The organism is Kribbella kalugense, assembly GCF_004365875.1.
Classification (GTDB): Bacteria; Actinomycetota; Actinomycetes; order Propionibacteriales; family Kribbellaceae; genus Kribbella; species Kribbella kalugense.
The window spans coordinates 1,722,464-1,743,630 of sequence record NZ_SODF01000001.1; the positions used below are offsets into that span (position 1 = coordinate 1,722,464).

General features: G+C 70.3%; 14 protein-coding genes. 5 read left to right on the plus strand and 9 right to left on the minus strand.

The features are described 5' to 3' along the window. Position 1: 1 nt before the first annotated feature. From EV650_RS08130 to EV650_RS08145, 4 genes are all read right to left on the minus strand, one after another. Positions 2–1,312 carry a TadA family conjugal transfer-associated ATPase gene (locus EV650_RS08130; protein WP_134116897.1) on the minus strand — a complete coding sequence of 437 codons (1,311 nt, stop codon included), beginning with the start codon at positions 1,310–1,312 and terminating at the stop codon, positions 2–4. After that, positions 1,309–2,109, minus strand: coding sequence for a CpaE/TadZ family protein (locus EV650_RS08135; protein WP_134116899.1), 801 nt, complete (start codon positions 2,107–2,109; stop codon positions 1,309–1,311). Before EV650_RS08135 ends, EV650_RS08130 begins: the two co-directional genes overlap by 4 nt. Further along, positions 2,109–2,849: a hypothetical protein gene (locus EV650_RS08140; RefSeq protein WP_134116901.1), complete on the minus strand. Its 741-nt coding sequence runs from the start codon at positions 2,847–2,849 to the stop codon at positions 2,109–2,111. The genes EV650_RS08135 and EV650_RS08140 overlap by 1 nt, the downstream gene beginning before the upstream one ends. Before the next feature lie 86 nt (positions 2,850–2,935). After that, entirely contained in the window at positions 2,936–3,397 is a 462-nt protein-coding gene (locus tag EV650_RS08145) for a hypothetical protein (RefSeq protein ID WP_134116903.1), read from the minus strand. 273 nt (positions 3,398–3,670) lie between these two features. On the opposite strand from EV650_RS08145, the gene EV650_RS08150 reads away from it, so the two are divergent. The 5 genes from EV650_RS08150 (at position 3,671) to EV650_RS08170 (ending at position 19,002) form a co-directional block, all read left to right on the plus strand. After that, entirely contained in the window at positions 3,671–10,726 is a 7,056-nt protein-coding gene (locus tag EV650_RS08150) for a hypothetical protein (RefSeq protein WP_134116905.1), read from the plus strand. 45 nt (positions 10,727–10,771) lie between these two features. Then, on the plus strand, positions 10,772–11,311 hold the full coding sequence (locus EV650_RS08155) for a hypothetical protein (protein ID WP_134116907.1): 540 nt from the start codon (positions 10,772–10,774) through the stop codon (positions 11,309–11,311). Between the two features lie 3 nt (positions 11,312–11,314). After that, positions 11,315–11,872 (plus strand): hypothetical protein, encoded by a 558-nt coding sequence (locus EV650_RS08160; protein ID WP_134116909.1) that lies wholly within the window; start codon positions 11,315–11,317, stop codon positions 11,870–11,872. Positions 11,873–12,004: 132 nt separating this feature from the next. After that, positions 12,005–18,517, plus strand: a complete 6,513-nt coding sequence (locus tag EV650_RS08165; RefSeq protein ID WP_134116911.1) for a hypothetical protein — start codon at positions 12,005–12,007, stop codon at positions 18,515–18,517. Further along, positions 18,514–19,002 (plus strand): hypothetical protein, encoded by a 489-nt coding sequence (locus EV650_RS08170; RefSeq protein ID WP_134116913.1) that lies wholly within the window; start codon positions 18,514–18,516, stop codon positions 19,000–19,002. Before EV650_RS08165 ends, EV650_RS08170 begins: the two co-directional genes overlap by 4 nt. Here the strand turns inward: EV650_RS08170 and EV650_RS08175 are convergent. The 5 genes from EV650_RS08175 to sufU are packed head-to-tail and all read right to left on the minus strand — an operon-like array spanning position 18,993 to position 21,166. Further along, positions 18,993–19,607 (minus strand): acVLRF1 family peptidyl-tRNA hydrolase, encoded by a 615-nt coding sequence (locus EV650_RS08175; protein WP_166678059.1) that lies wholly within the window; start codon positions 19,605–19,607, stop codon positions 18,993–18,995. The genes EV650_RS08170 and EV650_RS08175 overlap by 10 nt on opposite strands. Positions 19,608–19,626: 19 nt before the next feature. Continuing rightward, entirely contained in the window at positions 19,627–20,052 is a 426-nt protein-coding gene (locus EV650_RS08180) for a type II toxin-antitoxin system VapC family toxin (RefSeq protein ID WP_134116915.1), read from the minus strand. Next, positions 20,049–20,279, minus strand: coding sequence for a FitA-like ribbon-helix-helix domain-containing protein (locus tag EV650_RS08185; protein ID WP_134116917.1), 231 nt, complete (start codon positions 20,277–20,279; stop codon positions 20,049–20,051). Before EV650_RS08185 ends, EV650_RS08180 begins: the two co-directional genes overlap by 4 nt. Before the next feature lie 55 nt (positions 20,280–20,334). Next, positions 20,335–20,715 carry a metal-sulfur cluster assembly factor gene (locus EV650_RS08190; RefSeq protein WP_134116919.1) on the minus strand — a complete coding sequence of 127 codons (381 nt, stop codon included), beginning with the start codon at positions 20,713–20,715 and terminating at the stop codon, positions 20,335–20,337. After that, positions 20,708–21,166 (minus strand): Fe-S cluster assembly sulfur transfer protein SufU, encoded by a 459-nt coding sequence (gene sufU, locus EV650_RS08195; protein ID WP_134116921.1) that lies wholly within the window; start codon positions 21,164–21,166, stop codon positions 20,708–20,710. The genes EV650_RS08190 and sufU overlap by 8 nt, the downstream gene beginning before the upstream one ends. Between the last annotated feature and the right edge of the window lies 1 nt (position 21,167).

Here is a 21,167-nt window from a genome sequence, read left to right on the forward strand (position 1 = left end):
GTCACGCCCACGTTCCGTGGACGAGCGGCTGGTAGCCGTAGTGCTCGAGCTCGTCCATGCAGGCGATCGGCGCGTGCGCCGCAGCGTGGCCGTCGGGTCCGGGCGCGAATACCTCGCCCGACAAGACCCGGCCGTCCCAGCCGGTCACCTCGCGGATGCTCTCGATGTACCGGCTCAGGCCGCCGCCGCGCTCGTAGTCGTTGTGCTTGCGGACGAACACGACGAAGTCGAGCGCACCGGAGATCAGCATCTGGGTGGCGTCCATCGGCAGCCGCTCCGCCGCCTGGATCGCGTAGGTGCTGATCCGGTTGAACACCTCCATCGAGCTGTTCGAGTGGATCGTCGACAGTGAGCCGTCGTTTCCCTGGCTCATCGCGTTCAGCATCGTCACGATCTCGTCACCCAGCACCTCACCCACGATCACCCGTGAGGGGTTCATCCGCAGCGATCGGCGGACCAGGTCGGCCATCGTGACCTCACCGACGCCTTCGGAGTTCGGCAGCCGTTCCTCGAACGCGACCACGTTCGGGTGCAGGTCCTTGAACTCGCCGAGGCCGAGCTCGAGCGACCGCTCCACCGTGACGAGGCGCTCGTGCGGCTGGATCTCGTTGGCCAGCGCGCGCAGCATCGTGGTCTTCCCGGAGTTCGTCGCGCCGGCGATCATGATGTTCTTCCGCGCCGCGACCGCGGCCCGCAGGAACGAGCCGACGTCGTCGGTCATGGTTCCGTTCAATACCAGGTCGCGGAGGAACACCTTGCCGAGGCGGGCGCGGCGGATCGACACCGCCGGGCGCGAGGTCACACCCATCACCGCCGACAGTCGGGAGCCGTCCGGCAGCCGCAGGTCCAGCTGCGGGTTGGCCGAGTCGAACGGGCGGCTGGTCAGACCGGCGTGGGCGGCCAGCACCTGGATCAGCTCGATCAGCTCTTCGTCGCTCTCGGCGACCGGACCGGGAGTCTCCTCGCGGCCGTCGCCGTACTGCACGAAGACCTGGTCGCAGCCGTTGATGTCGATGTTCTCGACGTCGGGGTCGTCGATCAGCGGTTGCAGCCGGCCGACGCCGAATAGGGCGGAGTGGATCGCGCCGGCGATCTGGGCGTCGTCGTCCGGGGTCGGCGGCGTCCGGCCGTCGGCCAGCTCGTACCGCGCGTGGTCCTCGAGCACCTGCACGATCAGCGACCGTGCGTACTCCCGCTCGTCCTCCGCGCTCATCGGAGGTACGCCGTTCACCTGGTCACGGCGACGCTGCTCGTTCAGCCGCTCCGCAACCTGAACCCGGAGCTTCCGAACCAGCTCCTGATCAGCGCTCATCGATCATCACCCGGCGGAAACGCCGCGTTGGCCATGTCGAAGTCCTGCGGCGGCGGCGCGGACACCAGCGACGCCATCTCCGCGGTGATGTCGGTCGCCGTCCGGATCAGCGGGGTCTTGTCGAGACGGCCGTGGCCGCGCCCGTCGAAGAACGCTGCGCCGGCCTGGTCGTACGCCAGGTGCCAGCGGTGCCGCACCGGCAAGGACATCGCGTCCAGCACGGTCCAGACCTGCTTGACCGCGTCACGCTGCTTCGGGTCGGCAACGACAACCACGCCGAGCTGTGCGTCGACATGGTGCACCAGAGTGGACAGCCGCTCCCGGAGGTGCGCAACCGACGAGCCGGTCGCCGAACACATCAGTACGACGAGTCGCGCGGACTGGATGACGGGCAGCTGCGGTGACGACGCACCGATCCGGCCGCAGTCGGCCAGTACGTCGCCGTGCTGCATCTGGTTGAACGTGATGCCGAGCGGATGCCACAGCCCGCCCATGCCACCCACCTGCTCCGGCGAACGGACACCGAGCAGTACGTCGAGACCGCCGTCGAGCTGCTGGCTGTGCGCGAGGATCACCTCGTCGCCCAGGCCCTTTCGGCTCGCCGCGGCCAGGCTGACCAGACCGCGGTCGGAGTTGAGCGCCGCACCGCCCGGTCCGGTCATCCGGATCGCCACATCGCTGCCGGCCGGGTCACACTCGGCCAGCAACACCTGCCGCGGCCACAGCGCACCGAAGACCAGACTGGCCGTAGTCACCCCTGGCGAGCCCTTCGCGCTCGCCAATGCCACCAGTGCCATCAGTTCGACCCGCCGTTGCGCGAGACGTCCGTCGGCGTCCCCGCCGGCAGCTTGGCCACTGTCAGGCTCTTGGCCGCCGCCGCGGCGCTGACCGTCGAGATCTGGTCGGCCGGGATCAGGATCGTCACGTTGAGGGAGCTGTTCGCGCTCGTCCGCGCGTCCGTGATCGCACCCGCGCTCGACGTCACCATGGCCGCCTTCACCAGCGTCACCGGCGAACCGCCGTCCTGGTTGGCGGTGGGGACCCGGATCACCGAGACGATGTCGCCGACGTTCAGTCCGTCCGACGGCGCCCGACCGGCCTCGAGGCTGACACCGACCAGGGCACCGCCCGCCGGGATCGGCGGCTTGTCGTCCACGGTCAGGTTCTTCGGCGTGACGAACTGGTCCTTGTACAGCCAGGTGGTGGTGTAGTGCCCCAGGTACTTCGAGGCTTCCGACCACGGGATCAGGCCGCCGGTCGCACCGGCCAGGTCGCCGCGGGACAGGTCCTTCGCCTCGAGCTTGTGCCCGGGCGGGAGGCTGTCCTGGGAGATCGCGACGAAGTCGGACCGGTTGCCGCTGTTGAGCGCGATCAGCGCGGACCCAGCCGCGCCGAGCAGAATCAGGATCACCGCGAGCGCGGCGAGCGCGGGACGGCGCTCCCGGCTGCCAGGGAGGCGGGTCGAACTACCGCCCGCCGATCGGCCCGCTGCCCGGGCGCCTTGGGAGGGGGTTCGCGTGGAGGACGAGAGGCTCACCCGCCTACCGTAATGGCAGCGAGGTGCCACTCATGCCAGTAGGGCGGCCTGTGACCGGTGCTGTTATCCGTGCTGTACCTGTGCTGTTACCGCTGCGCGACCCGGAGTCGTTCGGAAGGCGTCAGCAGCTCGTTGAAAGCTCCCGGTCCGCCGTACAACTGGTCTAGATAGATGTACAGCCCGTGCAGCGCTTTCCCGAGCTCCTGCTGCCATCCGTCCCGCTCCTCCAGCCAGGCCGTCAGGGTCCGTCCCTCGACCAGCGTCACGGCCGCGTTGACGGGCTGGACCAGCCGGAATGAGTCCGGGTCCGGTACGACGTTAGGCCCGCGGACCTTCCGGACCGAGTCGGCCAGCGTCTGCCGCTCCGCCCCGGTGAAGACGATGTCGAACCCGGTCCCGCCGTACAACTGGTCGAGGTAGTCACACAGAGCCATGAACAGCTCGATGCCGTCGTACTCCGGGCCGTCGCCGGCGACGTGCCGCAGCCGCGCCACCATGTTGCGCGCCTCGGAGACGCTCCAGCTCGATGTACCCAGGCGCTCGACCATGAAGCGATCCTAGGTGGCCGTACCGGCGTAAATTGTTAACAGTCCGGGTGATTCGAGTTGCTGGCAAGTAACCGAATGTTTGCTAGATTCCGGAACTAGGACGTCCTAGTGACAACTGGTGAGCACTTGGATACCTACGGGAGGGGGTGGGGTCTGGTGACCACGTCCGCAGGATCGGCACAATCTGCCCAATCTGCACGGTCTGCTGGGGATTCGACGGTTCGGGCCCGCTGGGCGACGCGAGCCGCGCTCGCGATTCTGCACCCCTCCGCCGTGCCGCTCCGTAACGGCCGGGTCTGGCTGACGAGCCGCGACGACATGCTCACCGCGCAAGTGATGCGCGGCCTCGAGGAGCTGCTCGCCCGGCGTGCTGCGGACCGGGTGTCCGACGAGCGTCTGCTGGCGGAGGCGGTCGGCGTACTCGGCGCGGAGGTCGCCCGGGTCCGCGGCGAGCTGCCGGCTCGCGGTGCGACCGAGGCCCTCGATCAGTACCTGCGGGCGCCGAGCCTGGACCAGTCCCGGCGTACCGAAGCCGAGTCGATGCTCCGCGTCGCCCTCAGCGCCGCCGCCGACGACCCGGAGGTGGCCGCCCGCCTCGACCGCCTCCCCGGGTCCTCGAGGCCGGTCTCCTTCTCTGGCATCGTCTCGGCCTCGGCTGAGATCAGCCGCGACGCACAGCTCCTCGGTGTGACTCCCCCGCCGACCACCTCGTCCGCTAACCGGCACCGCGCGCAGGCCGGTAGCTCCCACCGCCGCGCGGAGGGCAGGCGGGTCTGGACCGGGCAGATCCGCGGCACCGGCCTGATCACGGGATCGCGCGGACGCCCGAGCGCCGACGGCGCGCTGACCAGCTCGACCGCCCTCGACGCGCTCGCCTCGATGAGCAACCCGGACCTGGCCAACGCATCGGTGACCGAGCCGCCGGCCATCGACCTCCAGGCGCAGCAGGCGATCTTCCGTACGACGGTCAGCGACGTACCGCAGCATGTCCGCGTCCAGGTCGGCCCGACCACCCTGGGCGCCCTGGCGCACGGCATCATCCGGGCCGGCACGGCCGAGGATCCGCATGTACTGGAGATCTCGTCGGAAGTGGCCGACGCACAGCTCCGGCACGTGTGGACGCATCAGCTGGCCCAGATGACCCAGGAGATCGCCGCCGCTCAGGCCGACCGGCCACGCGGGGTGCTGGGCCGGCTGAAGTCCGCCTTCGGTCACGAACGGCGCGACCGTCGGCTGAGCGCCGACCACGCGGCCTTCCAGGTCATGGTCCAGGACTGGCACCAGGCTCGCGCCGAGACGATGGCCATCGGTCGGCCGACAGGTCCGCGCACCGTCGAGGACCTCGAGCGCGACCTGAGCGGTCTGGCCAAGACGATCCGCCGCCACGGCGGCGCCGAGCCCACCCTGCCCTGGGCGCCGGAGGCGATGTCCGGCACCGACGCCGCCGCGTTCGGTATCGCGGCCGCTCGTGCCGCCGAGAAGCCTGCTCGGCATACTCCCGCGCACCTCCGCGGGCAGGTCGTCACCCAGATCCAGTCGCTCGAGTCCGCGGTCAAGGAGCTGGAAAAGCAGGCCGCGACCAAGAAGCGCACCGCGGGGACGGCGGAGGAGGAGGCCGACAAGACCGCGGACGCCGCCGACACGGAAGAGCAGGGGCTCGACCTCGGCGCCTCCGAGCGCGCCCGGATCCTGCGGAAGACGGCCACCTCCCTGCGGAACAAGGCCGACCGGCACATCGAGATCCGCGATGCGTACGCCGCAGCCGCCGCCAAGGCGAAGCTCGCTCTCGACTCGTACCAGGAACTCCTGACCGAGATCGACGCCGGCAGTCCGCAGGACCAGCTCACCGCGCTGGCCGGCGCCGCACAGCAGCAGGTCGACGTCTACGAACACAGCCGCGACGCCGCGATGCCGGTCAAGGACCTGCTGATGACCGGCGTACCCGAGGGCCAGCCGGTCCGGCTTCCGGCCGACGACATCAACCGGGTGCTGGCTGCGAACGGCATCCGCCATGGACTCCCCACCCGAGGCCCGCAGCCCTTCCCCAGTGCGGAGTACCGGCGGCTGCTGTCCCAGGACGGCATGGTGTTCGCGCTCGGCGGCGACCCGGACGGCAGCATCGACGACATGCCCGAGGTGCGGATGCGGATGCGGCCGCGCAACCTCCGGGAGCGAACCGACCACGACTTCGAGATGGCCGAGCAGATGTCCGGGACGCTCGGCGAGGGCGGCACCAGCGTCGCCACCACGAACACCCACTCGACGAGTTCCACCGTCGGCGTGAACCTGCAGCCGCTGCTGGCGCTGGCGGCTCCGGGTACGCCGCTGCACGTCGCCGCGCAGCTCGTCTCGCCGAAGGTCGAAGCGACCCGCGGCCGCACGCTCGCCAACACCGGTGGCGCCACCGCCCATCACCAGCACGGCTGGGTGGACGACAACCGCGGCGAGTCCCTGCTGTGCGAGTGGGACGGCGTGCTCGAGGTGGAGGTACGCCGCTCACCCACCGAGCCCTGGTCACCGGTCGAGAGCATCGACGTCGGCCGCCAGCAGACCTGGGTGTCCAGCGCGTACACGGTGAAGCCCCCGGCCGAGACGGTCACGCTGGCCGAGCTCGGCCACGCCAAGGACGTCACCAGCGAGTTCCCACGGCACGCGGTCACCAGCATCAGCGGCGTACAGGAAGTCACCGACCGGCTGATCCGGCGGGCACAGCAGCAGTACGGCGGCCTGGACCGGGGCACGTACAACCACATCGCCGGCCTGATGGTGTACGACTCGCACCGGCTGCTCCGGGAGATGAGTCAGCCGGGCGGCATCACCCGACGGTTCAGGTCGACCGACAACTCGGAGTACGAGCTCACCTGGGAGGTCGAGCCGGTCTGGAGCAACGCCGAGCTGATCGGCGAGTCCAGCTCGGAGATGTGGCAAGAAGAGGTCCTGGTCGACTTCGCCGGCGTCAACGCGAGCCAGGTGTACGGCGCGTCGGCGACCGGCACCGGCTCGCTCGCCTACCCCGGCGTACCGGTCGCAGGCCACCCCGCCGCCGGTTCGACCACGCTGAAGGACATCGGCGGATCCGGTGTGAACGTGGGGCCGAGCGTGTCGGCCGGACGGACCGTCACCCGCCAGGGCGGCCAGAACGTCAGCATGACCACCATCTCCCCCGCCGTACACCGGAACCAGGGGCCGACCCAGGGCGTGATGGTCGGCCTCAAGGTGAAGGCCACGCTGCAGAAGGTCGGCGACACCAAGAACGCTCCGATCGTCGAGCGCGACCTGTGCAAGGCGCTTCTGCGCGTCGCGGAGAACGACCTGCTCCGGGTCGGCGGCCGCGCCGACAAGGACGCAGTACTGCGCAATCCCGACGACAGCCTCCAGCTCGACAAGTCCGGCCGGGTGCTGCTGCGCGGAGACGCGACGCCGTCGACCGGTCCGCAGACTGTGCCGCCCTGGATGGGGCGTGGTGAGAACCAGCTCCGCGGTGCCGGCAAGGCGCTGCCGCAGAACCTCATCGGCGCGGACGACGCACAGCGCGACGCCCTGGTGAAGCTGAGCGAAATGGGCCTGGTGCCGGCGGTCGACGACCACGGCCTGCTCATTCCTGGCCAGCCGGCGACGACGGCTCAGCTGAACAACTACCAGCGCGTCATGCAGCAGATCAGCGCACCTCGGCTGGAGGCCGGCATCGACCAGGCCTGCCAGGGCGGCCTGATCGTGATGCTCGAGGACCACGGCTTCGCCGGTACGCCGCGCTGGCGGCCGTTCCGGCTGTCCGTCACGCAGGACCACGACGAAACCACCGGTGCGTTCAAGGCCGAGGGCCTGGGCACCAGCACGAACGAGAACCTCGTGCTGCTCGGCATCGCCTCGAGCGGGACCGGCATGACCACCACGCGGTCGAAGTCGGTGCCGCTCTCGGCCGGCGTCGACGCGACCATCGGCCCGCCGAAGGGCATCCGCGGCTGGATGGGTCGGCTCGGCGTGAAGTTCAGCCGGAACGCGCTCGGCCGGACCTACAGCTGGTCGGCGGGGCGGCGGGTCAGCGAGGTCACGCTGACCGACAGCACCGAGCCGCTCGACCGGTTCAAGCAGGACATCCGGATCAAGTTCGCCGAGATCACCGACCACGGCGACGAGACGCTGGCCGACGTCCGCGGCAGCATGGAGCTCGCCTACGAGAGCTCGCTGGCACGCGCCGGTACGCCGGTGTTCGAGCAGGACCCCAAGGCGCCGGACCAGCTGGCCGTCCAGCAGGCGTTCCCGGTCGCCGTCGACGCGGGCAACGCGGCCGACGAGCTGGCCGCGGCGATCCCTGCGATCCGCTCCGACTCCACCGCGTTCCCCGCGCTGCACGCGGCCTTGGCGCCGACCAGCCTGATCGCGAACCGGGACTGGATGAACGGTAGCTACCGGCTGCCGTTCACCGTGGTCAAGGCGCCGGGCAATCCGCTGCACGCGTTCAGGGACGGCACGATTCTGCCGCAGGAGTACCAGATCGTAATCCGGGGCGAGGCGGTCAGCCTCACCCACCTCGCGATGACGCAGCAGAACTCGGTCGACATCAACTTCACCATGACCGACGTCGGCTACACCTCCGGGACGACCAAAGGCGGCGGGGTCACCGGCAGCGGTGGCGGCGGCCAGGTCGCCGCGGACGGCGCCAACCGGTCCGGCGGCGTGTCCGTCGGTCGCATCGGTACTTCCACGCAGTCGTCCACGGTCAGCGAGACGTCGGGCGACGAGCGGTTGCTGATCAACCCCGGTACGCACCACGAGTTCCTCGAGCGGCACCGGATGGTCGCCGACATCGTCCACAACGGCCAGGTGATCCGGTCGGTGCCGCTGCCGGACGCGGTGGCACAGAAGACGATGGCCGAGCGGCGGGCGCTGGAGCTGTATGCGAGCAACAAGCTCGACCTGCCGCTGTGGGTGGCCAGCGACGCGGCCGAGCGGTACCTGAACGACAAGCTCGACCTGGACGCGCGGGTCGCGCTCGGTTTCGTCCGCCGCTACCAGCGGGAGACGGCCGGCGTCACCACCGGCCTGGCGCCCACCCATACGCCCGAGCGCCTGGCCGCGAAGCTCTACCAGCGGGCCGAAGCCGAACCGGCGCAGGACCAGACCGCGGACGAACGGTTCACCGCGGCGATGAACCTGACCGAGGCGGTGGCCCAGGCGCGCCGCGTCATGCACACCGGCACCGAGGCGTACGACGAGAGCCTGGGCGCGGCCCAGATCGAGTCGCTCACCGTCGAGGGCCACCCGGATCAGCGCGTCGACCTCCGCGCGTTGGTCGAGCCACAGGTCGACGAGGTCGCGCCGGGCCTGCGCGACGCCAGCCTGCTGCTGCAGAACGCGCTCGAGGTCGATCTGACGCCGAGCCGCCTGCAGGGGCACCTCGAGGACATGCTCAGCGTGAGCGAGTTCGAGGCTCCGATCGAGGTGCCGATCAAGGGCCAGGCCCGCCCGGACGTGCTGTTCGTCCGGGCCTGGGCGCGCTACGAGGGCGACCTGATCGTCACGGCCGTCCCCACCGACGAGGACGGGAACGTCCTGGTCGACAAGGACGGCAAACTCAAGCTGCCCACGGAGAACGCCGGCGGCGTCGATCAGGACTACGACTACCAGCAGCTGGATCAGTCCGCCGGCCACACCGTGGCGGTGACCGCGGGCCTCGACGGCAAGACCCCTGGCCCGCTCGGCAGCGAGCTCACCGGCGGTCTCTCGACCGACCTGACCACGACGGACTCCCGCACCGAAGGCTTGCAGAACACGAACCTGCGCCGGCTGGGTCACTTCAAGAAGACCCGGATCCAGCGGACCGTGGTGTTCACCACCGAGGTGGTCCGGGTCCGCAACGCCGGCGCCGCGGCGATGGCCAGTGCGCGCTGGAAGCTCGGCCGGATCGACCCGGCCGACATCACCAGCGTGTCCCAACGGCGCGAGCTGCGCGCCGAGCTGTCCGTCCTGGTCCCGACGGACGAGCTGCAGGACGGTGCGCGCACCGTGGCGCCGCAGGTGCAGCAGGAGTTCGAGACCCGGCCCGAGCACCGCAACATCCAGATTCCGGAGGGCGCGAAGGTACTCCGCTCCGTGCCGCACGGACGAGGCGAGCGGAAGCGCGACCAGCTGTACGAGAACCTGACCGCCTACCTCCGGCGACCCGACGTGCTCGGGGTTCGCGGTACGGCGGCGTACCGCCACGTCATCCGGCCGATGCTGAAGGCGAGCGCGCTCAAGGCCAAGGTCGGACGGCTGCTCGACGGCGGCGTCGACCTGCCACCGATGGCGCCGCCGGGTAACGGCAACACGATGATCAGCGTCCACGTCGAGGCCAGAGCGGTCGGCTGGGAGCTGGACGGGGACTCCCTGCCGGGCCAGGAGGGCCATGTCTGGCGCGAGCAGTTCCGGTACGGCACCGGCAGCGCCAGGAACCGGCGGACACCGCTCAAGGCGACCGGCGGATTCGACGCCGGTGTGGCCTCGGTCAGCGCTTCGATGGGTGAGCAGGTCAACGAGCAGTCCTCGGACGCGAACGGCACCCGGTTCGAGGGCAGCCGGTTCCTGGAGGGCCAGATGGTCACGGTCCGGATCCCGCTGGTGTACGACGCGACGGTCCGGACCACCACCGACAACGGCCGCGGCGAGCCGGTCACCAAGAGCACCACCCGGCTGCCGGAGCTGGCGCACGGCGAGATGTTCGTGCGGATGCTGGGGCACCGGTACCTCGAGGGTCTGCGGCAGATGGAGCAGGGCGCCACGATGGACGCCGTACTGGCGAACTCGCGGCTGCAGGCCGTGCCGGAGAAGCTGGGGCGGCCGGACGTCGTCGCGACCGAGTACGGACGCGACGAGTCCGGAGCGGCGGTGTACCAGCCGTACCGGCCGCTGCTCGACGCCATCAACAGAGCCAAGGCGGAGCGGAAGCCGATCGTGCTGCTGGTCCGGGAGGCCGACGGCACGGAGCGGAAGTACCAGGCGCTGCCCCCGCAGAAGGACAGGCCGGCGACGCTGCTCGGAGTGGCCGACGGTGGATTCGCCTCCGAGTTCGCCACCCTCCATCCGAACCTGGTGATGATGGCCGAAGGCCGGGTCAACCTGCGGGAGCTGTACAACACGTCGTCACCGGAGGGCCCCTTCAGCGCGAAGGTCGCCGCCGAGCTGGAGAAGTCCGGCGTACCGCGGGATGTGCTGAAGGCCTTCGACTACACGACCGCCAAGGCGACGATGGCGCCCGCGCCCAGTCAGGGTGCGCGTACGTCGAACGGCGGCGCGGCCGGGCGGACCATTGCACCAACCGGCCACGGGCCGTCGCTGACCGGACCGTGACACCGATGATGGGTCCGGACCACGAGCTGGCACGAGAGGGGCGGTATGGCATTCGCGGTGGCGCGGACCCGGGACGAGGCGCAGCTGTACCTCGAGCTGCATCCCTGCCCGGACTGCGGGTCTCTCGACGCGCCCTGGCAGCAGGCACTGGTCTCGGTCGACGGTGAGCTCGCCAGCAGCTACTCCGCGACCTGCCCGGGCTGCGGCGCGGAACGCGAGTACCTGTTCGGTCTGCCGGCCAGCGAGACCCCGGTGCAGGGGTGGCCGACGTTCGGCGGTCCGGAACCGTCCGAGCTGCTGGACGCCGGCCAGTGGCTGCAAGTGGCCGACAGTGCCGCCGCGGTGGTCCCCACCGATCCCGCCGAGGCCGGTAAGGTGCTGGCCGTCGCGCAGGCGGCGGTCGCCGAGGTGATCAAGTTCGTGCCGGCCGGCGCGGACGCCGTACCGGAGGACGAGTTCTGGACGCCGGAAGGGCAAGCGGTCCGCGAGGCGGAGCCCGGGCGGTTCCGGCTGGAGCGGTTGCTGATCGCCCGCGACACCTATCACGAGCTGGGCTGGGAACTCAGGGACACAGGAGCGAGATAACCGATGCTGACCGCGAGGACCCTGACCGAGGCCCAGGTCTACGTGGGCCTGGTGACCGCCGCGGACCCGGACCTGCCGGCCGTCCCGGCGCCGGGGCCGCAGCCGGGGGTGAACGTGACCGAAGGCCCGGAGGCCTGGACGTTCGCGTCGCAGGCCGGTGACATCGTCATCCCGTACGCCTCCGAGCGCGCCGCCACCACGGTCGGCGCCTGGTTCGGGCTGGGGAAGTCGCGGCTGATCGACGCGGCGCAGTGGGCGATCGTCTCCGCGACCTTCGCCCGGCGCGCACTGGACGCCGACCTGGCCTACACCGGCGCACCCGGGCAGGATCGCTCCCCGGTCGAGCTGAACTGGGAGTTCGCCGCCGACGCCGTCTCCGAGGCGATCAAGTTCCTGCCGGACGGCGCCGACGAGGTGCCGGACGCGGAAATCTGGACCGAGTACGGCAAACAGGCCAAGGCCCGGCACCCGCATCTGGTCAGCCGCGCCAAGCTGTACGACGACCTGGAGTACTACCGCGGCACGCTCGAAGACTTCCGCGCGCTGTACAGGAATTCATGATGTGACAAAGGCCACCGGAAGATAGTTACTCTACTGCCGAGAAACATGGCGAAAAGTTGAACATCCGGTTGCTACTCTCCCCGATCACGGCCAGTGCCCGAAGGCACCCGGCGCTGAACGGGGAGAGCTGGATTGACGACTGCGGTGACCACGGAGGGCGGCCCACGCGACCGCGCTCGCCGAGCGCTCGGGCTGGCGTTCGGCGTGGTGGCGCCGGAGGCGATCGCCCTTCGTGACGGCACCCTCCGGCTCCGGCACTCGCGCGACCGGCTGGCCGCGAAGGTGCTGCGGAGGCTGGTACGCCGGCTGACCCGGCGGGCCGACACCGATGTCACCGACGACCGGCTGTTCGCCGAGGCGCTGGCGTTCGTCGGCGCCGAGCTCGATCGAGCCCGCGGCGGGTCCCGGGCCGATGGCGCGACCCGCGCGCTGGACACCCTGCTGGACCTGCCTGGCCTGCCCGCGACGCAGCGGGCCGAGACCCAGGCCCTGCTCCAGGACGTGCTGGACGGCAACGAGCTGGCCACCGATGCCGACCTACGGCGACTGACCAACGTGCGTGCCCGGCGCCGCACCACAGGTCGGCCGCTCGCGGCGGACCTGATCACCGCGGCACGGTCCATGAACCGCGACGCGGAGCGCCTGCTGCGGCCGCAGACTCCCCCGCCGCCGTCGCTGCGAGCACCTGACCGCCCACGCCGCCCAGTCGGCAGCAACCACCGCGCCGGCGATGGTGCTCGGCGTGACAGTGCTGCTCGGACCGGGTTCTTCGGCTGGATCCGCGAGATCGTGCGGGACACCCGTGCAGGGATGCGGGCCTACGCGGAGCAAGGTGACCGCCGGGCAGAGGCGCAGTACGACGAGTTCCGGCAGCTGAGCGCGGAATGGCAGGACACTCGCGACGGTGCCGGCGTTCGGCCGCTCGGTGACGTCGAGCGCGACCTGACGAAGCTGTCGTGGGCGATCCGGCGTGGCGGGCACCCGGCCCCGACTGTCCCGGCCGCCGGGCTGCAGGTCGTCGTACCGGATCAGCCGACTCCGGCGACGACGCCGCGAGACCGCTTCGAGGCCCACGTACTCCGTCAGATCGCCGACCTCGACGCTGCGGCGGCTGACCACGAGCACCGGGCCGAGGTGCGGACCGAGAGCGCGGATCTGGCCGGTGAGCAGGCGGCTGACCTGTTCGAGGAGGCCGACCAGCAGAGTTCCGCACAGGACGCGTCCGCGAGCGAGCGGGCCCGCCGGCTCCGCACTCGAGCGATCGCCAGACTCCGGAGCGCCGACCGGCACACCGAGATCGCGGTGGACTGCACTGCCGCCGCAGACCAGGCGCGTGCCGCCGCCGATGCCTACCGAGCCCTGCTCGCGGCGCCGGACATATCGCTGGATGCAGTGCAGGCAGCCGCAGACCAGGTGCTGGCGTATGAGGCGGCCAGCGCGGCCACGCTGCCTTCGGCGGACGTGCAGCACAACGGCCTCCCGTCCGGGCGGCTCCCCCACCTCACGACGCTCTGCCAGGAGCTCAACCAGGCTCTCGCGGAGCGCAACGCGACGTACCGCTTCACCCCGGACGTCCTGCACCGGACACTGCGCGCGGAGAGCCGGCGGATTCTGTCACCGGACGGCTTCGTGCTGACGATCGGCAACAACCCCCGCGCCGACGTCGACGACCTCGTCCAGCTCCACCTGAAGCTCGATCCCGGCGAGCTGCAGGAGCTGCTGGACAGTCCGATCAACCTCGACGAGGCCCAGGTCGGACAGGTGGTCCAGGGCGGCTTCAACGTCGCCACCGCCGCCAATGAGTACTCCGACAAGACGCTCGGGGCCAACCTCCGCGTCGTGACCCGGGCATTGCCGGACTCCAGCATGCTGAAGGCCGCTGCCCGGATCGTCTCGCCCGGAGCCGAGGTCTCCACCGGGCACGGTCTGACGGTCGCCGGCGGGGCGACCGAGTTCGCGCAGAGCGGTGCGGTCGAGGCGCTCCGCGGGGAGTTCCTGCGGTACCGGTCAGCGCGGCCGCGGTGGACCTGGCGGATCCGGGAGTCGGCGACCGCCGACTGGTCCGCCGCTCACGTCGTCGACTCCGGCGCGGACCACGACAACGCCACGCTCGACCTCGGGTACATCCACACCTACACGGTCCCGCCGCCCACGAACCAGACCGATCTGGAGACGCTCGGGCTGTCGGCCGAACGTAGTACCGCCATGCCCGAGCACATGGCCACCCGGGTCGACGGTCTCGACGAGTTGTGCGACCGGACGGTCGCCGAGCTGCGGCGACGGCTCGGATCCCTCGACCGGGTCGGTCACGACCGGGTGCGCAGTCTGGTCGCCGAGGACGCGATGATCCGGCTGGACGAGACCACCAGGCCCGGCGGTGTCTGGAGACTGATCACGAACGGCGGCCGGCCGGTGGCCTGGGCGCAGCTGGAGACCGTGGCCGACCTGGAGTCGGCGGAGCTGATCAGCGACAGCTCACCCGACCACAAGCTCGAGGTATGGCGCGTCGGCAACTCGGGCACCTCCGGCAGTCAGGGGTTCAGCTCCTCCCGGACAGTCACTGCGACGGCTGCGATCGGCGGTACGGCGCTCTCCGACGTCGGACCGACCACCGCCGATCTCGCCCCGGGACTCCGCGCGGGACGAAGCACCGGCCAGGAGGACACCGCGTCGACGGCCGACCTCGGCAGCCGCTGGAGCACCCAGCGGGTCGCGCCGACCGTCGGTGTGAAGCTGGGGTTGCGGCACAAGGTCACGGTGCACCGGCTCGACCGTGCGGAATCGTTCACGACCGAGGGCGAGGGTGACGCCTGCCTGCGGATGGCGGAGCGGGACGCGTTCCGGTACGGGCTTCCGGTACCTGCCGCGGCTCTCGTCCGCGACGAGAACGACAAGCTACGCCACGGCACCGACGGCCGGTTGCTGCTGCGTGGAGACCCGCATCCGGTCGAGAATCCGCTGCGGCTGCCGGTGTGGCTCGGCAACGGACCCGGTCAGCTGCGTGGCGCCGGGCCGGCGATGATCCGGGAGCTCACCGGCGCCGACGAAGCCCTGGAAGGCTTCCTCGCGCACCTCGACGACGAGTCGATGATTCCTCCGCTCGACGATCACGGCCAGCCGATCCCGGCCGGCCTGGCCGATGAGGACCCGGCCGCCCAGCTCAGCCGCCCGGAGAACTGGGAACGTGCGTGCCAGCAACTCGCCAAGCACCGCTTGGAAACCGGGTACGACCACGCCGCGCAGGGCGGGCTGACCTTCCAGCTCACCGATCACCGGACCGGCCACTCGCCACGGGTGCGCTCCTACCGGATCGAAATCGAGCAGCACTTCGACCGCGCGACGCCGATCGGTGTCGCCGACGACGACATGGTCGTCAACGTGGACATCGGTGTGAGTACGTCGGGCCGGTCCAGCAGCCGGTCGAAGAGCGTGCCGTGGTCGGCCCGGCTCGGGCTGAGCAACCAGCCCTCCCCCGGACAGTCCGGAGCCACGCCGAAGGCCGGGATCTCGCTCGGCCGCTCGTCACTGGGCCGGATCCTCGGGTGGTCGTCCAGCCGGGGCGTGTACCGGATGACCGTTTCCGAGTCGAGTTCGCAGGTCTCGGTGTTCGACGTACCGCACACGATCAGGATCAGCGAGATCACCGACGAGGGTGGATCGGTGCCGCTGGTCTCGGCGGAGGGCAGCGCCCGGGTCTGCCTCGACAGCGAGTTCTGCGCCGAGGTCGAGCCGCCCTCACCCGCCGTACCCGGCCGGGTCGACATCGGTCTGCTGCAGACCGCGACCATCCAGCACGTCGACGCGCGCGACCCGATCCGCCGGCTGACCGAGGCCGCGCCGGAGCTCGGGCGCGGCGACAGCTCCGCGCTGCACCACCTCGGCGCCTTCCTCGCCCCACGGAACCTGATCTCCCGGCCCGAACTGCTCAGCACCGAGTACCGCACCGGGCTGGCCGTGAGCCCGGCGCCCTCCGACCCGCTGGAGGCAGTACGGCGGCGCGGACTCAGCCCACGCCGGACCACGTTGAGCGTCACCACCCGCGTCGAGAACCTCAAGTTCGTCGGCGACGGGAGCCCGATCCTGGCCGAGCTCCACGTGACCTTGGCGAGCACCGCGAGTACCTCGGGTGTCTCCAGCGGCGCGACGGCCGGCGTCGACGGCGGCATCGGTCGCGTGGCGGCCGACGGACGCTCGCTCGGCCTGGCGGGAGGCCTGAGCCGGACGACCACCGTCTCCTCGGCCGGGTCCGAGTCGGCCACGACAGGTGTAGAGCGGACGCTGATGCGCGACGGGCGGCACTACGAGTTCTGGGGCGATCTCGTCCTCGAGGCGCAGCTCCGGTCCGGCGGTGCCAACCCGCGCGTCATCCCGCTGGAGACGGGAGCCGTCGTACTCACGCTGCCCGAACGCGACGCGCTGCAGTCGTACGGGCAGAACAAGTTGGACCTTCCGCTGTATCAGGTCTCCGATGCCGTCGAGCGACTGCTCGACGGGAACCTCGACCTCCCGCGCCGCACCACGACCGCGCTGGTACGGCGCTACCTGATCGAGAAGGCCGGGGCCGACGGTCTGGCCGTGGAGCACACCGACCAGCGGCTGATCGACAAGGTCCGCGAGGTAACGGGTCTCGCCGGGCCGCCAGATCAGCGTATCGACGCCGTATTGGTCGACGCCGAGGAGCTCGCCCGGCAGCGGGTCGAAGTCCGGCCACCGCGTCACTACGAGCGGCTCATGGGTGGCGCGCAGGTCGAGCGGTCCTCGCTGCAGGACCATGACGGCAACGACAGCGACCTGTTCCGTGAGGTGTGCGCCGCCGTCGAGGAGCATTCGCCGTGGGCGCTGGACGACCCGGTCCTGACCAGTGCGCTGCGCGGTGACCTGGCCGGTGACCGCTGGCGGAATCAGCTGGACGACATGCTCGACCCGCGCGGCTTCGTGCGTGAGCTCCCGGTCCGCGACGGTGCGGGCGAGCGCAACATCCGGGTCCGGATCAAGCTCAGGTTCACCGGGCCGGTGACCACCGAGGCCGGCGGGACCGAGGGGCAGACCGGCAACGGCTTCGGCCTGATCCAGTTGTGGAACATGCGGGAACGCAACCGCAGCGTCACCGAAGGCACGGCGTACGACGGAACGTTAGGCGTAGACGGCTCGGACGGCGTCGCCGGCAACGCCGCAGTGGGCGCGGAGCTCGGTACGTCGACCACCGCGTCGAGCAGCGAGCTCAACACCCGCATCAGTACCGGCCTGTCGATCACGACGGCCCGCGTCGAGCGGGACTACGAGGTTGTGATCGAGGTCGAGGACTCGGCAACACCTGGTGCCGCCGGGCGATCGACGACCCGCCGGGAGGCCTCCGGACGGCTGAGTCTCTCGGTCCCGGCGGCAGTACTCGACTCGGCCCCGGACCCCATGGGGGTCTCCGATCATCGGCGAGCGACGTTGCCGGACAACTACCTCGTCGAGGGCACGGTCCCCTACCGGACCGGTGAGGCGGAGGAGAACACCCTGTTCGACGCCGCCTGCGCCCGTCTCGGCCGCGCCGACATGCTCCGGGAGGCCGGTGTCCGGCTGCATCAGACCACGCTGGAGTCCCTGCTCGGCGCGAGCAACCGGATGGTCGCGTTCCAGGAGATGGCCGGGCCGTCGGGGTACGAACTCGTCCCGCTCGCCATTCCCGGGCAGAGCTCGCGGGTGGTCGCGGTCCGGGTCCGCGCGGAGGTCTCGGGCGTCGAGCTCGTCTCGGACCCAGACCCGGAGTCGACCACCCAATTGGGCGAGAACTCCCGTGAGCTGCGCGTCAGCAACCTGACCGCGCGGAGCAACCGGCTACTCCCCGGATCGCGGACCATCGGAGGCACCACGCCCGGCGGCGAACTCACGTCGAGCCTGACCACCGGCCGCCGGGTCAGCGAGCAGGACACCGGTACGGTCGGCGCCCGTCACGAGACCGGCGCCTACGAGTCCGGGCAGGTCGTCACGGTCAAGGTGAGCGTCGACTACCACCTGGACTTCGAACGCCGCCGGATCAGCCGGAACAACCGTCCGCGGGTCGAGCGCTCCGACTCGGTGCACCGCGCGGCGTCCGGCGAGGCGTACCTGACGATGTTCCGGCACGAGTACGACGCGATGCGGGCCCGGATGGAGGCCGGCGAACCTGCGCTGGCCGGCTGGGATCCGGCGCAGCAGCCGCGGCCGGCCCGGGTCCGGACCGTGGCGATGCAGGTGGTGGCCGACGAGCAGCACCCGTACCAGCCGATGGTCGACGCTCTCGACCGGGCCCGCCAGGACGGCGTGAAGGTGCGGCTCACGGTCCGCGAACCGGGCCGCAAGAGGGAGGTGTACGTCGCCAATCCCGACGGCACGATGACCGGCGGAGACGGCTTCGGGGCTGCGTTCGCGACGCTGCACCCGCGGCTCGCGCAACTGGCCGAAGGCCGGGTCGATCTCCGCGAGCTGTACGCCTCGCAGTCAGGCCCGTTCACCGGAACGGTCGTCGACGCACTCCAACAGCACGGCATCGCCGCGTCGGTGCTCGCCGAGACCGACTCGCGGATCCGCCGTACCCGGACCGAGGAAGAGACCGCTCGCGTACCACCGCACCGAACGACGATGTCCAATCCCGGGACGGGGATGACGATCGATTGAGTACCTACGACCCGCCGTACGCGATCGCCCGGACATCGACCGAGGTCTCGCTCTACCTCGACCTCATCCCGTGCCCGGACTGCGGATCAGATCAAGCGGACTGGCAGGAGGAGGCCTTCACCTACACAGGCGAATGCGTGGGCTGTGGCGCGCAGCGTGAGTACACCTTCTCGCCGCCGGAGCACGCCATCCGCGACACCTTCGGCGGACCGGAACCGTCCGAGTTGATCGACGCCGGGCAGTGGCTCGCGGTCGCCGACCGGATCGCCGGCGAGGTCGCGGTGAACGACCGGTCCGAGGGAGCGCTGACCGCGATGGCACTCGCCCGGCAGGCGGTCGAGGAGGTCCTCAAGTTCATCCCGCCGAGCCAGGACACCGTCCCGGACGAGGCGTTCTGGACGGACGCCGGCCGCGCCGAACGCGAGCTCGACCCGGGTCGCTTCCGGTTGGACCGCCTGCTCGTGGTCCGGGACAGCTACACCTGATCAACCTCGATGCGGATCGCGCGCGCATCAATGCCGGCCTGCTCGAGCACCTTCTGCTTCGGATCCGGTACGCCGAGGAACGGCGGCCGCACGAGTCCGGGCAACTCTTTCAACCGCGGATCCTCGAGCACGGTGTCGATCGCCCGCCGGTCTCCCCCGCAGACGAGTACGTCGAGCTTGGCCGGCGCGAGGATCCGGACAGCGACCTCGGTCGCGGCGGCGAACGCCTCCCGCGCCTGATTGTCACGCCGGCGAGCGAACCGCTGCTGCGACCAGCCGCCGGCCTTCGTCGTCCCCTGCACATGCCGCGACCCGACCTTCGAGTCCACCAGCTTGCCGCCGGCAAACACTCCGGCCCCGTAACCGCCACGCCGCACCAGCAGTACGCCGAGACGCCGATCGGCCAGCACATGCGCGACGAGCCCCTCGCGGGTCAACACCGCGAGAGGCTCGAACGGCACGGTGACGACGGCCGAGGAACCGTCATCGGCAGACAAGGTGACGCTCGTCGGCGTCACGTTGTATTCGACGTCACCGTGCCGTTCACCGAAGCCGGTCAGCCACCTGTCCAACCGCTCCGGCGAAACGGAGACGATACGAGTCACATTGCCGAAGGTAGTACAGCTAGACAGCCGGAGGGATCTCCCACGGATTCACCACCTCAAGCCCGAATCCTTCGAAGTGCGCAACGTTCCGGGTCGCGACCTGAGCGCCGTACGCGAGGGCGATGGCGGCGATCATCCCGTCTTCGAGCGATGTCACCCTTCCTTCCGCCTCCCGTGCGACACGAAGGTCCGCGTGCAGTCGGGCAGCCTCTTCGTCATAGACCAGGAGGCGTTCCCGCGCCGATGCGATCAGCCTGTCGACGGCCGCCGCCAGACCGGTCCTGCGACGACCGACGGGCAGCCGCTGCACGCCGTACAAGAGCTCGGACACGGTGATGGTGGTGAGGGCGAGGTTCGGCCCGTTGTCTCGCAACCAGCTGACCACCGCTTGATCAGGGGCCTTGTTCAGCGGCTCGGAGAGAACGTTGGTGTCGGCAACGATCACGCCGGGCCGATCTCACGGGGTGCGGTCCGCTCGGGGAGCTCCAGCGCTTCACCGCGCAGGTCCTCCGCGGAGTCCAACCAGTCCTCGATGAAGTTCGGCGGGACGTCGACCGCGGCTTCGAGGATCGCACGCGCCTCTGCTTCCATCGACCGGTTGTGCTGAGCCGCGCGCCTTCTCAGCGCGTGGTGTGTCTCCTCAGGCACGTTCCGTACTGTGAGCGTAGCCATCAGCAACCCCCTTCCATCTACTGCTGTCAATGCTAGCAGACGGAGCTGTGGCTACTCACACGTTGAAGCCGAGGGCGCGCAGCTGGTCGCGGCCGTCGTCGGTGATCTTCTCCGGACCCCACGGCGGCATCCAGACCCAGTTGATCCGGAAGTCGTTGACGAGACCCTCCAGCGCCATCCGGGTCTGGTCCTCGATCACGTCGGTCAGCGGGCAGGCCGCGGACGTCAGCGTCATGTCGATGATCGCCGTACTGGTGTCGTCGACGGTGATGCCGTAGATCAGGCCCAGGTCGACCACGTTGATGCCGAGCTCGGGGTCGACGACGTCCTTCAGCGCCTCGGTCACGTCCTCGACCTTGGCCGGGGTCGTGCCGGCCTGAGCAGCCTCCAGGTCGACCTCGGGCAGCTCGATCTTCTCATCGGTCTGGTCAGGCATTCTTTGCTCCTTCGTTGGCGGCGAGGGCCTGTGCCGTGGCATCCCGCCACGCCGACCAGCCCAGCAGTGCACACTTCACCCGGGCGGGGAACTGGGCGACGCCGGCGAACGCCACGCCGTCCTCCAGCACCTCTTCGTCCGGCTCGACGTTTCCCCGGCCCTGCATCAGCTCGAGGAACTTCTCGTACGTCGCCATCCCCTCGGCCACCGGCTTGCCGATGACCAGGTCCGACATCACCGACGTCGCCGCCTGGCTGATCGAGCAGCCGACGCTCTGGTGCGTCACCGCCGTCACGGTGTCGCCGTCGAGCTCGACCCGGAGCGTGACCTCGTCCCCGCAGGACGGGTTCACGTGGTGCACCTCCACGTCGTACGGGTCCGCGAGGCCCGCGTGGTGCGGGGTGCGGTAGTGGTCCAGGATGATCTCCTGGTAGAGGCTGTCCAGCTGCATA

What these genes read in the sequence shown, in the direction of transcription:
- EV650_RS08160 (WP_134116909.1), top strand. Translation starts at nt 11,315, where the DNA reads ATGCTGACCGCGAGGACCCTGACCGAGGCCCAGGTCTACGTGGGCCTG.
- EV650_RS08145 (WP_134116903.1), bottom strand. Translation starts at nt 3,397, where the DNA reads ATGGTCGAGCGCCTGGGTACATCGAGCTGGAGCGTCTCCGAGGCGCGC.
- sufU (WP_134116921.1), bottom strand. Translation starts at nt 21,166, where the DNA reads ATGCAGCTGGACAGCCTCTACCAGGAGATCATCCTGGACCACTACCGC.
- EV650_RS08130 (WP_134116897.1), bottom strand. Translation starts at nt 1,312, where the DNA reads ATGAGCGCTGATCAGGAGCTGGTTCGGAAGCTCCGGGTTCAGGTTGCG.
- EV650_RS08135 (WP_134116899.1), bottom strand. Translation starts at nt 2,109, where the DNA reads ATGGCACTGGTGGCATTGGCGAGCGCGAAGGGCTCGCCAGGGGTGACT.
- EV650_RS08190 (WP_134116919.1), bottom strand. Translation starts at nt 20,715, where the DNA reads ATGCCTGACCAGACCGATGAGAAGATCGAGCTGCCCGAGGTCGACCTG.
- EV650_RS08155 (WP_134116907.1), top strand. Translation starts at nt 10,772, where the DNA reads ATGGCATTCGCGGTGGCGCGGACCCGGGACGAGGCGCAGCTGTACCTC.
- EV650_RS08185 (WP_134116917.1), bottom strand. Translation starts at nt 20,279, where the DNA reads ATGGCTACGCTCACAGTACGGAACGTGCCTGAGGAGACACACCACGCG.